A 12,457-nucleotide genomic window follows, 5' to 3' on the forward strand; every position below is an offset into this window, starting at 1 on the left:
AAACAGCCAATTGGGTTATTTTCAGGTCATCCAATTGCTGCGAAACACAAAGAACGAAGAGATTTGATGTTGAGCAGTACAAGACGAGCAAAGCGAGGGTTGTTCCGTTATTTGAAACACAAAGAACGAAGAGATTTGATGTTGAGCAGTACAAGACGAGCAAAGCGAGAGTTGTTCCGATATTTGAAACACAAAGAACGAAGAGATTTGATGTTGAGCAGTACAAGACGAGCAAAGCGAGAGTTGTTCCGTTATTTGAAACACAAAGAACGAAGAGATTTGATGTTGAGCAGTACAAGACGAGCAAAGTCAGAGGTGCTCAAAAGAACTAACCAAAAGAAAACATCAGCAAACAGGAGGGAATATATGTGGTCACTAAATAAAGAAAAAGGCGTTCCAATTTATGTAAGTATTATTGAGCTGATTCTAGCTCACATCAAAAATGGAATGCTTCTTCCAGGAGAACGTTTACCATCGGAGAGAAAACTAGCAGATTACTTTCAAGTGAATCGCTCTACCGTTGTTCATGCATTAGATGAGCTTGTTGCTTTAGGCTGGATCGTTAGAAAACAGGGCAGTGGAACGATGGTCAATGAAGGGAAATGGGGAATTAGTACGACGCCAAGAACAGATTGGCGGCGTTATTTGGAACAAAATGCTTTTGCAAAGGTAGATCCTTTTATGGAACAAATCGAACAAATGATCAAACAAGCAAGTGACGAGACACTAGATTTATATACGGGAGAACTACCGCTAGATTTAATCCCAAGCTTTTCATTTCCACCATTGACTTGGAAACATTTTTTAGAAGAAGAACAGCAAGATGATTTAGGTTATTTCCCTTTACGGCAATCAATTAGTCAAAAAGCCGAAAAAGAATCCGGTTTTTCCTTGCCTTCTGAAAGTTTATTGATCACTTCTGGTGCACAACAAGCATTATTTTTGATTTTACAAGTATTGTTGCAATCTGGAGATAGTGTTGCAATCGAAGATCCATCTTTTCTTTATGCTCTGCCCATCTTTCAAGCAGCAGGAATTCGCTTGTATGGCGTGAACATGGATCAAGAAGGAATCGATTTGACCTCACTTGAAAAAGTGATCCGTCAACATCGAGTGAAAATGGTCATGGTTAATCCATCATTTCAAAATCCTACAGGGAAAACAATGTCGATGAAACGACGAAAAGCGTTAGTAAAACTTTGTCAAAATTATCAAATACCGATTTTGGAAGATGACGTATTTGCAAAATTAAACTTCATTCCTTCAGAACAAATCCAACCATTAAAAAAAATAGATCCTGAAAATGTCTTGTACATTGGTTCGCTCTCGAAAATTCTTGGTTCTACGACAAAAATTGGTTGGTTAAGTGCACCAACAACTGTGATTCGACAATTAGCGGAAGCTAGAAAGATGATGGATTTTTCGTTAAGTATTTTTCCACAATTATTAGCAAATTTAGCACTGACCGATGAAGACTTTTCTAAAAAAGTTTCAAACTTAACACAATGTTTGGAACAAAGAGGCAAAGCGGTGTTCGATATACTCGCTAAGATGCCGGAATGGGAAGTAAGTATGCCTAAAGGTGGTTTTTACATATGGGCAAAATGGAAACAAGGAAGGCTTAAACAAAAAGATTGGGCGTGTTTTTTACAGGAGGGATTATTGATCGCTCCAAGTTTCTTTTTTAGTGAAAAACAAGACAGTATTAGGATTAATTTTTCTAGAATCGATCATGAGCAAATACCTAACTTTGAAACCAAATTGAAGACGATCACTAAAAAAATTACTTTGGATTCTGTTACACTATGATAAAATAGAAGGAAATGGAGGAGATCAATATGAACAAAACAATCGAACTATTGAAGAACCGCCGAAGCTATCGCGATTTTGACGAGAATTACATTCTGCCAAAGCAAGACCTACAAGCGATATTGGATTCTTCTAGACAAGCACCAAGTTGGATGAATGGGCAATTTTACAGTATTATTGTGATCCAAGATGAGCAGATTCGTGGACAGCTCGTTGAGTGGAATCCTGGAAATCCCCATATGTTGAAGAGTTCAGCTTTTTTACTTTTTGTTGGTGATCTTCATCGGACGAAAATGGTTAGTGAAGCTCATGGCAGTGTTTATCCAATTAACGAAAGTATCGAACCAATCCTGTTAGCCACAACAGATGCCGCTTTAGCGCTTGAAAATGCTGTGATTGCTGCAGAAAGTTTGGGATTAGGGACAGTCGTTGTTGGTAGTATTCGCAAGCATGGTCAAGAGATCAGTCAATTACTAGGGTTACCTGATAGTACATTCCCTTTATTTGGGTTGAGTATTGGAAAACCAATCGTTGAGATGAAGGTCAAGCCACGCTTACCAGAAGCTGCTGTTGTTCACTATGATAGATATTTGCCGTATGAGTACACGGTGATTGAACAATATAATAAAATAATGGATATGTTTGGCGAAGCGAGGGAAACAAAACGTTGGAGCCAAAAGTTTGCTGATTACTTTGCAACTGAACCAACCATGCTTACTGATCAGTTATTGCGATACCAAAACCTATTAAAATAAATACCCATGGCTTTATTTGAGGGATTACTTTCCTCAAAAGCTTTGGAATGATATACTTACTAGTGGGTAAGAAAACAAATGATAAAAGAGGTGCGAACATGTCTTGGGAACAAGTCTATGAACAGTGGATAAATGAAGAAAATATACCAGAAAATTTAAAAAAAGAATTAAACGATCTCAAAGAAGATCCAGCGAAATGTGAAGATGCTTTTTATGCGCCGCTAGAGTTTGGTACTGCTGGAATGCGTGGTATCTTAGGTGCGGGGATCAATCGTATGAATATTTTTACGATTCGCCAAGCAACAGAAGGCTTAGCACGTTTCATGGATGCTGAAGGAGCGGATACTAAAAAACGTGGTGTTGCGATTGCTTATGATTCTCGCCACATGTCACCAGAATTTGCCATGGAGGCTGCTAAAACGTTAGCACAGCATGGCATTCCAGCATTTGTCTTTGAAAGTTTACGGCCAACACCAGAACTATCATTTGCAGTTCGCTATTTGAATGCATTTTCAGGGATTATGATCACAGCATCCCACAATCCGGCTGCGTACAATGGTTACAAAGTATATGGCGCAGATGGCGGACAAATGCCACCGGCGGATGCAGATGCTTTGACACGATTTGTGCGAGAAGTTGAGAACCCATTGAAAGTTGAAGTTTTAGCAGATGATCAAGCAAAATCTAGTGATTTGATTACAATCATTGGAGCAGAGGTCGATGATGCATATTTGAAAGAAATTCGATCGGTTACTATCAACCAAGAATTGATCAATGAAATGGGTAAAGAATTAAAACTAGTTTATACACCACTCCATGGCACAGGCAAAATGCTAGGTGAAAAAGCATTAAAACAGGCGGGCTTTGAGAAATTTATTTTAGTTCCAGAACAAGCAATTCCTGATCCTGACTTTACAACGGTTAAGTCTCCTAACCCGGAAGAGCATTCTGCATTTGAATATGCGATTCGTTTAGGCGAAAAAGAAGGAGCCGATTTATTGATCGCAACTGATCCTGATGCAGATCGTCTAGGTGCGGCTGTGCGTTTACCAAATGGTACTTATCAAGTATTAACGGGTAATCAATTGGGGTCAATCATGATCCAATACATTTTAGAAGCACACAAGCAAGCAGGAACCTTACCTGAAAATGCAGTTGTCTTGAAATCAATCGTGTCCAGTGAATTAGCTACAGCAATCACAACTAAATACAATACCAAAATGGTTGATGTCTTAACTGGATTTAAATTCATTGCTGAAAAAATCGAGCAATATGAAGAAGATCATTCTCAAACATTTATGTTTGGTTTTGAAGAAAGTTATGGCTATTTAGTTAAGTCCTTTGTTCGTGATAAAGATGCAATCCAAGCACTTGTTTTGTTAGCAGAAGTTGCAGCTTTCTACAAGAAACAAGGGAAAACTTTATATGATGGTCTACAAGGTATTTTTGAAGAGTACGGCTATTTTGAAGAAAAGACGATTTCAGTGACATTAAGTGGGATCGAAGGCAGTGAAAAGATTAAAGCATTAATGAAAAAATTCCGTGAAGAAGCACCAACATCATTTGCTGGTTTCAAAGTAATACAAACAGAAGATTTCAAAGAACAAACGAGAACATCCGCTGAAAAGGAAGTCGAAGCTTTAACGACACCACCTGCAGATGTATTAAAATACTTCTTGGAAGATGGCAGCTGGATTGCAATCCGTCCATCTGGAACAGAACCAAAAATCAAGTTCTATTTAGCAACTAAGGCTGTTTCACGAAATGAAGCAGACCAAAAAATTAAAAATTTTGAACGAGCAATTAATGCATTAACTGAATAGCAATACCTGGGGCTGAAAACTAAATAAAAAGTTTATTTCAGTCCCTTCGTTTGCGAAAATCATAAGGAGTGATACTATGAATATTGGATTTATCGGAGCAGGGCATATGGGCAGTGCAATGATCGAAGGACTTTTAAAGGCTAACACAGTAGCCCCAGAGAACTTATTTGTAAAAGGTGGTTCGAGCGGTACAGCTGAGGCTCTGCAAGAAAAATTGGGGTTTCGATTGATCAAAGACTACACTTCATTAAAAGAGTGTCAGGTTATTTTTATTGCTACAGGAGCCAAAATTGTTTTAGAAATTTTAAAACAAGCAGCTCCTTTTATGGCAAAAAATACAATTCTTATCTCCGTTGCAACAGGACATACAGTAGAAGAAGCACAAGCTGTGTTAGGTGAAGAAATCCATGTGGTTCATGCTATTCCAAATACTCCTGTAAGTGTTAACGCTGGTATGATTGGAGCGGTTTTCGCCAATGATATGCCGGGTGCGTTAAAAGCGGACGCTCTGAACGTTTTAGAATCATTAGGAAAAGTAAAAGAGGTCAATGAACATATTCTTGGAACGTTTGGAACTGTTGCAGGGTGTAGTCCTGCATTTGTTGATATATTTATGGAAGCATTAGCTGATGGTGCTGTGTCACAAGGGATGCCTCGTGCTCTTTCTTATGAGGTGATCGCACAGATGATGCTAGGATCTGCAACGTTAGCACTTGAAACACAAAAACACCCAGGAGAACTAAAAGATGGTGTAACATCACCAGGAGGCAGCACAATCAAAGGTGTTGCAGCTTTAGAGAAAAATGGTTTTAGATATGCTGTGATCGATGCTGTTAACCAAGCCAATAGTTAATTAAAATGACGGAAAGACGAGTAGGGAACGCTTTTATCTCCTAGTCGTCTTTCTTTAATTTTAATGAAAGAAATGATTCATTTTTAAAAAAAATTTGCTATAATAAGCAAGAGGAACAATGGAAAGGGAGCTCAGCGATGAAAGAAATGGATGAGATTCAAAAAGTTAGCCAGTTATATAAAGTGTTGAGTGATCCAACAAGATTGCGTATTTTACTGTTATTAAAAAAAGGAGAATTAAATGTAACTGCAATAGGAGAAAAACTTACAATGGAACAATCAGCTGTTTCCCACCAATTAAAGTTATTGCGTGACAGTCATGTAGTGAGATCACGACGCGAGGGTAAAACAATTTATTACACATTGGATGATCATCATGTTATTGATATCCTTAATCAAACGTTCGAACATATCAAACACCAATAATTCACCTTTTTCTATGGTTCCTCTGGGAAATTCACAGAAAAGGGTAGTTTTTTTTTCGACAGTTCGTTATACTAGAAACATGTTTTATTAGAGAAAAATGAAATGTTTCTAATTTTATAGTTGGAGGAAGAAGAATGAAGGAAAAACTAAAGATTGGTTTGCTTGGACTGGGTACAGTCGGATCAGGTGTACCGACAATTTTACAAGAACATCAAGAAAAAATTTCTCAAGTGACAGGGATGGAAATCATCATTTCAAAAGCATTAGTACGTGATGAAGCAGAAAAAAGACGCTTAGCTGAGAAGTTTGATATTCAACTCACGACCAATATTGAAGATATTATCAATGATGATGAAATCAAAATTATTGTAGAATTAATAGGAAAAGTCGAACCAGCAAAAACCTTCATTACCAAAGCACTAGAAAATGGTAAACATATTGTAACAGCAAATAAAGATCTCTTGGCACAGCATGGTAGTGAACTAGTTGCATTAGCTCAAAAAAATCATTGTGATCTATATTATGAGGCAAGTGTTGCGGGTGGTATCCCCATTTTGCGGACGATTGCAAATAGTTTAGCAGCAGATAACATTCAGAAAGTTTTAGGGATCGTGAATGGCACGACTAACTATATGCTGACTCAAATGGTTTCTGAGAAGAAATCTTACGATCAGGCTTTGAAAGAAGCGCAAGACTTAGGATTTGCTGAATCTGATCCAACTAATGATGTGGATGGTATCGATGCGGCTTACAAAATGGTTATTTTAAGCCAGTTTGCATTTGGTATGAATATTCGGTTAGACCAAGTAGATACACGTGGGATTCGTGGATTATCGTTGGATGATGTTGAAATGGCTGCTCAGTTAGGTTATGAAGTGAAACTGATTGGCTCTTCTGAAAATCAAAATGGCAGTATTGCTGTCGAAGTGGGACCAATGCTTGTGGCAAAATCTCACCCGATTGCTTCAGTTCGTAATGAATTTAATGCTGTTTTCATTGAAAGTTCAGGTGTAGGAGAGTCGATGTATTACGGTCCAGGTGCAGGAGCTAAGCCAACTGCAACGAGTGTGGTTAGTGATTTGATCACAATTGCTAAAAATATTCGTTTAGGAACAACGGGACACATGTTCAATGCATATCAACATGATACGAAGCTAGCAGAAGACGAGACGATTTCTGGGAAATATTATTTCTCGATCGAAGTACCAGATCGACATGGTCAAATTTTAAAACTAACGCAAATAATGACAGAAGCAGACGTCAGCTTCGATCAACTAGTTCAGCAAAAATCTGATGGAACGAGAGCTAGAATCGTCGCAATTACACACATGATCACCAAACACCAAATGAAGCAAGTAACCAAAAAAATCGAATCGACCGATGAATTCGAACTATTAAACACATTTAAAGTATTGGAGGACTAAATCTATGTATGAAGGACTACTAAAACAATATCGAGAGTATTTACCAATCACTGACCAAACACCGATGATTTCACTGGCAGAAGGGAACACCCCCTTAATCCCGCTACACAGCCTATCAAAAGAGTTGGGGATTAATTTATATGGAAAATATGAAGGATTGAATCCTACTGGTTCATTTAAAGATCGTGGAATGGTCATGGCTGTAGCTAAAGCAGTAGAAGAAGGCGCAAAAGCGATCGTTTGTGCTTCAACTGGTAATACGAGTGCTGCAGCTGCGGCCTACGCTACAAGAGCAGGTGTTAAGGCCTATGTTGTTATTCCTGATGGCAAAATCGCAATGGGTAAGTTAGCGCAAGCTATTATTTACGGAGCAGATATCATTTCAATTCCTGGGAATTTTGATGAAGCCTTGAAAGCTGTTCGTGATATTGCTAAAACAGAAGCCGTAGCATTAGTAAATTCCGTAAATCCCTATCGCTTAGAAGGGCAAAAAACAGCTGCTTTTGAGGTATGCGAGCAACTTGGGAAAGCGCCAGATGTCCTAGCGATTCCAGTAGGAAATGCTGGAAATATTTCTGCTTATTGGAAAGGCTTTAAAGAATGGCACGATAAGAAAGGAACACTTTTACCTAGAATGCATGGCTTTGAAGCGGAAGGCGCTGCGGCAATCGTAAAAGGTGAAGTAATTGAACAGCCTGAAACAATTGCAACAGCTATTCGGATCGGAAACCCAGCTAGCTGGAAGTTAGCAGAAGCAGCACGAGACGAGTCAAATGGATATATTGACTCTGTAACTGATGAAGAAATATTAAATGGGTACCGCAAAGTAGCAGCACAAGACGGCGTTTTTGTTGAACCTGGATCAGCGGCTTCCTTAGCTGGTATCATTCAACATGTCAAAAGCGGTAAAATCAAACAAGGTGAAACGGTAGTAGCTGTTTTCACTGGTAATGGATTGAAAGATCCTGATACAGCAATTAATGCAACAGATGTAAAAATATCTAAAATGAGTGATTTAGAAGAAATGCGGATTCATTTACGTAATGGAGTGTCAGAACTATGAAAATAAGGATCCCCGCTACCAGTGCAAATTTAGGTCCGGGTTTTGACTCATGTGGCATAGCCTTGTCGCAATATTTGAGCATAGAAGTACTAGAAAATGCTGCAGAATGGAAAATCATTCATTCTTTAGGCTCAGATATTCCAAGTGATGCAACAAATTTACTTATTCAGACTGCTCTTAAAGTAGCGCCTGATCTCTCACCAAAAGTGTTGAAAATGACCTCAGATATCCCTTTGGCTAGAGGATTAGGCAGTAGTTCCAGTGTAATCGTTGGTGGTATTGAATTAGCCAATCGTTTAGGAAATCTGAATTTATCCCAAAAAGACAAGGTGCAAATCGCAACTGAGATGGAGGGACATCCAGATAATGTAGCGCCTGCTATATGCGGAGATTTCGTTGTTGCAAGCTATGTTGATGGAGAAGTTCATTCAGTGAAACACCATTTTCCTATGTGTGATGTAATAGCTTTTATCCCAGATATGCAACTTTTGACTAGTGAGAGTCGTAGCGTTTTACCAACTTCGATTCCGTATAAAGAAGCAGTACAAGCAAGCTCGATTGCAAATGTTATGATTGCGGCAATCTTAAACGGCAATTTACCGCTAGCTGGACGGATGATGGAAAAGGATCGTTGGCACGAAGCATATCGCAAAAATCTAGTTCCTCACTTGGAACAAATTCGTTTGCTCAGTCATGAAATGGGCTTGTATGGAGCATTCTTGAGTGGTGCGGGACCAACTGTTTTAATTTTGTCACCAGAAGAAAAGACGGATGAAATGGTTCGCAAATTAGGAAAATTATCTATTTCTGCAACGATTCACGTGTTATCGATCGATCAAGAAGGCATTCAAGTCTTTTAAAGAATAAAAAACTAAAAGTAATGAGAATGATTATCTCAACACTTTTAGTTTTTTTATTTTTAAGCTTCAGGTGACTCAGTAGCATAATAGCTGTGGTCTTCTAAGTTTAAGGCATTTAAAATCATTGAAGCAGTTTCTTCAATAGACAAAGAAGCAACATTGATGACAACACATCCTAGTTTTGTATATAAATCACTTGCGAAAGCTAATTCTTTTCTAATTTTCTCAATGTCTGAATACGATGTATCAGCTGGCAATCCGTAAGTTCTCATTCGTTCCTTGCGGATACCATTCAAGATGTCAGGATCATTCGTTAAGCCGACGATTTTTTTAGGGTTTGTTTCCCATAGTTGCTTTGGTAAATGTGCTTCTGGAATCAAAGGTAAATTTGCAACCTTCAAATTTTTGTTGGCTAAAAACAAACTAAGAGGCGTTTTTGAAGTTCTTGAAACACCGAGCAAAAGAACATCTGCTTCCAAAAATCCTCTAGGGTCTTTTCCATCATCATATTTTACAGCAAATTCCATTGCTTCGATTCGTTTAAAGTAATTTTCATTCAAGTGATGGAGTGCCCCAGGTTCTCTAGTAGGTGCAATTCCAGTCAATCGTTCAATCTCTGCAACAGGTGGTGTTAATATATCGAAGTGATATAAATCGTGCTCATCAAAAAAATCATTTGCGATTTTTACTAACCGTTCATTGACGATAGTATGTAAAACCATGGCGTTTTCACGTTTTGCATCTTCGAGTGCTTTTCTTAACTTATCTTCCTCTTTAGCAAAGGTTCGTCTAAATAATGAAAAATCTACGGTGGGATATTGCGCCATCGAAGCTGCGGCTAGTTTTGAAGCTGTTTCTCCTGCTGAATCTGATATAACAAAGATCGTTACACATTTTTTTTGCTCATTAGTTGTCATAAAGTGATTCCTCTCTTGCTTTTTTTATCTACTTATTATACCATATCTTCATCGATCTTATTCGTAATGATTCTGATTTGAAGGGTGGAGGCTATAAAATGGCACAATCAAACTCTAAAGTAGAGCAATCACTGAGTGTGATGAAGGAACATGGCTTAAAATACACAAAAAAAAGAGAAGCAATGATTACATATCTAATTAGAAGAAACCGATATATTTCAGCGCGAGAAGTATATGAATTCATGAATCAAGAATATCAAGGGGTCAGCTACGATACGATCTACCGAAATTTACATGATTTTGAAAATTTAGACCTGTTAGAAACCACTGATTTGAATGGGGAAAAAAAGTTTCGTTTTCATTGCTGTCAAGAAGTGGGACATCATCATCATTTTATTTGTACGGTTTGTGGAAAAACAAAAGAAATCCACATGTGTCCGATGGATTTTTTTAAAGAACAATTAAGCGGATGTGAAATAGAAGGCCATCGATTTGAGATTTTTGGTCGTTGTGAAGAGTGTAAATGATCCTTTTTTTCAGAAAAAATCATGAATATTACAAATGTGTGTAAAACTTTACTCATTTTGGCACTTTTTTATGCATTTTTTCAATACAATGGTTGACGTTAAAATAACCATTCGATATAATGTAAAAAGAACGGTATTTTATTTATGTTGAATAACTCATAAATATAAAAAACGGTTACTTTTTAAGCTCGGAGGGAGGGAATTAACATGTCAAAAACTGTCGTTCGTAAAAACGAATCTCTTGACGATGCTCTTCGTCGCTTCAAACGTTCCGTTTCAAAAGCGGGTACTTTACAAGAATCTCGTAAACGTGAATTCTACGAAAAACCAAGTGTAAAGCGTAAGAAAAAATCTGAAGCAGCTAGAAAACGTAAAAAATTCTAGTTTTCGATGAATTGGAGCTGGTTGTATGTCATTACTAACAACATTGAATGACGATATCAAGGTAGCAATGAAGGCCAAAGATAAAGAGACTTTATCCGTTCTTCGTATGCTGAAGGCAGCCATTCAAAATGAGCAGATTAAAGCTGGCCGTGATTTGGACGGAGAAGAAGAGTTAACAGTTTTATCTCGTGAGATGAAACAGCGTAGAGACTCTTTGTCAGAGTTTGAAAAAGCGGGACGTGACGATCTTGCTGACAAAGTAAAAATCGAAATCGCAATTGTTGAAAAATATATGCCAAAACAACTTTCAGAAGAAGAAATTCGTCAGATTGTTCAGACGGCAATTGATCAGACTGGAGCAACTTCACCAAATGAATTTGGTAAAGTAATGGGTGCTGTAATGCCTAAAGTAAAAGGTAAAGCAGACGGCAATCAAGTCAATGCAATTGCAAAAGAATTACTACAAGAGAATTAGTCAAAGGAAAAAACCAACGGATTTCCGTTGGTTTTTTTGTCTAAATAACAGCCTGAGAAGTTTAGATAGAAATAGTTGTTTTAATCCACTCTCTTTTTAATAAATAAATAATATGGTATGATTATAAGGAATGAAAAAATAAAGGAGATGGGCATTTTTTGACAGAAAATCAGCCAATATCTTTGGAATTAAAACTAAATGATTCTGATGATGTGAGTATGCTTTTAGGAAACCACGATAAACATATAAAATATTTAGAAGAAAATACAGCGGTCACAATCAACACACGTGGTGAAACAATCCAATTGTTAGGTGAAGAAAACGAAGTACAATTGGTGGCTTCTGTTTTACGTACATTACAGGTGTTGATTAAACGTGGCATCAAAATTAGTACGCCAGATGTTGTGTCAGCTTTGAAAATGGCGAAAAGTAATGATTTGGATGCCTTTATTGTGATGTATGAAGAAGAAATTCTTAAGGATCATCACGGTAGAGCAATTCGGATTAAAAATATCGGTCAAAAAAGATATATCGATGCAGTTCGAAAACGTGATATTATTTTTGGAATCGGCCCTGCGGGAACCGGTAAAACATTTTTAGCAGTTGTTATGGCTGTTTCTGCATTAAAAAAAGGCGAAGTTCAAAAAATTATTTTGACTCGTCCAGCTGTTGAAGCAGGTGAAAGTCTAGGCTTTTTACCTGGTGATTTGAAAGAGAAGGTTGATCCGTATTTACGTCCTGTTTACGATGCATTGTACCAAGTTTTTGGTATGGAACATACAAATCGATTGATGGAACGTGGTGTGATCGAAATTGCTCCATTAGCCTATATGCGGGGACGAACATTAGACGATGCATTTGTCATTTTAGATGAAGCACAAAATACAACGGTTGCTCAGATGAAGATGTTTTTGACCAGATTAGGTTTTAACTCAAGGATGATTGTCAATGGTGATACAAGTCAAGTCGATTTACCTAAGGGTGTAGCGAGTGGCTTAATTCATGCCGAAAGAACGTTACAGTCCATCGAAAAAATTTCTTTTGTTCATTTTGATGCTAGTGATGTGGTAAGACATCCAGTAGTCGCTCAAATTATTCGAGCTTACGAAAAAGAAAATCAACAATAGTCTTAGATTTGCGGA

General features: G+C 37.7%; 13 protein-coding genes. 12 read left to right on the forward strand and 1 reads right to left on the reverse strand.

What is annotated here, in order from left to right; all coding sequences use genetic code 11:
- The first annotated feature begins 366 nt into the window (after positions 1–366).
- The 8 genes from IGJ50_RS07335 (at position 367) to thrB (ending at position 9,012) form a co-directional block, all read left to right on the forward strand.
- Positions 367–1,809, forward strand: coding sequence for a PLP-dependent aminotransferase family protein (locus IGJ50_RS07335; protein ID WP_069640783.1), 1,443 nt, complete (start codon positions 367–369; stop codon positions 1,807–1,809).
- A gap of 29 nt (positions 1,810–1,838) precedes the next feature.
- Complete coding sequence (locus IGJ50_RS07340) at positions 1,839–2,564, forward strand: nitroreductase family protein (RefSeq protein ID WP_069640782.1); 726 nt, start codon at positions 1,839–1,841, stop codon at positions 2,562–2,564.
- A 98-nt stretch (positions 2,565–2,662) separates the two neighbouring features.
- Positions 2,663–4,387 (forward strand): phospho-sugar mutase, encoded by a 1,725-nt coding sequence (locus IGJ50_RS07345; RefSeq protein WP_429949686.1) that lies wholly within the window; start codon positions 2,663–2,665, stop codon positions 4,385–4,387.
- Positions 4,388–4,463: 76 nt separating this feature from the next.
- Positions 4,464–5,240, forward strand: a complete 777-nt coding sequence (gene proC, locus IGJ50_RS07350; RefSeq protein WP_069640780.1) for a pyrroline-5-carboxylate reductase — start codon at positions 4,464–4,466, stop codon at positions 5,238–5,240.
- A gap of 137 nt (positions 5,241–5,377) precedes the next feature.
- On the forward strand, positions 5,378–5,665 hold the full coding sequence (locus tag IGJ50_RS07355) for an ArsR/SmtB family transcription factor (protein WP_069640779.1): 288 nt from the start codon (positions 5,378–5,380) through the stop codon (positions 5,663–5,665).
- A gap of 134 nt (positions 5,666–5,799) precedes the next feature.
- The gene (locus tag IGJ50_RS07360) at positions 5,800–7,089 is read left to right on the forward strand and encodes a homoserine dehydrogenase (protein ID WP_069640778.1); all 1,290 of its coding nucleotides are present in this window, start codon (positions 5,800–5,802) and stop codon (positions 7,087–7,089) included.
- Between the two features lie 4 nt (positions 7,090–7,093).
- The gene (thrC, locus tag IGJ50_RS07365) at positions 7,094–8,152 is read left to right on the forward strand and encodes a threonine synthase (RefSeq protein WP_429949689.1); all 1,059 of its coding nucleotides are present in this window, start codon (positions 7,094–7,096) and stop codon (positions 8,150–8,152) included.
- On the forward strand, positions 8,149–9,012 hold the full coding sequence (gene thrB, locus IGJ50_RS07370) for a homoserine kinase (protein WP_069640776.1): 864 nt from the start codon (positions 8,149–8,151) through the stop codon (positions 9,010–9,012). The genes thrC and thrB overlap by 4 nt, the downstream gene beginning before the upstream one ends.
- Positions 9,013–9,071: 59 nt before the next feature.
- Here thrB and IGJ50_RS07375 read toward each other — a convergent pair whose 3' ends face one another.
- On the reverse strand, positions 9,072–9,929 hold the full coding sequence (locus tag IGJ50_RS07375; RefSeq protein ID WP_069640775.1) for a pyruvate, water dikinase regulatory protein: 858 nt from the start codon (positions 9,927–9,929) through the stop codon (positions 9,072–9,074).
- 98 nt (positions 9,930–10,027) lie between these two features.
- Here IGJ50_RS07375 and IGJ50_RS07380 point away from each other — a divergent pair, with 98 nt between their 5' ends.
- The 4 genes from IGJ50_RS07380 to IGJ50_RS07395 all read left to right on the forward strand — a co-directional run bounded on the left by IGJ50_RS07380 (position 10,028) and on the right by IGJ50_RS07395 (position 12,442).
- Positions 10,028–10,456 carry a Fur family transcriptional regulator gene (locus tag IGJ50_RS07380; protein WP_069640774.1) on the forward strand — a complete coding sequence of 143 codons (429 nt, stop codon included), beginning with the start codon at positions 10,028–10,030 and terminating at the stop codon, positions 10,454–10,456.
- A gap of 207 nt (positions 10,457–10,663) precedes the next feature.
- Entirely contained in the window at positions 10,664–10,840 is a 177-nt protein-coding gene (gene rpsU / locus IGJ50_RS07385; RefSeq protein ID WP_002356740.1) for a 30S ribosomal protein S21, read from the forward strand.
- A gap of 25 nt (positions 10,841–10,865) precedes the next feature.
- Positions 10,866–11,315, forward strand: coding sequence for a GatB/YqeY domain-containing protein (locus IGJ50_RS07390; RefSeq protein WP_429949692.1), 450 nt, complete (start codon positions 10,866–10,868; stop codon positions 11,313–11,315).
- Between the two features lie 218 nt (positions 11,316–11,533).
- Positions 11,534–12,442, forward strand: coding sequence for a PhoH family protein (locus IGJ50_RS07395; protein ID WP_429950055.1), 909 nt, complete (start codon positions 11,534–11,536; stop codon positions 12,440–12,442).
- Positions 12,443–12,457: the final 15 nt, after the last annotated feature.

It is taken from the genome of Enterococcus sp. AZ101 (assembly GCF_050499005.1).
Taxonomy (GTDB): Bacteria; Bacillota; Bacilli; order Lactobacillales; family Enterococcaceae; genus Enterococcus_L; species Enterococcus_L ureilyticus.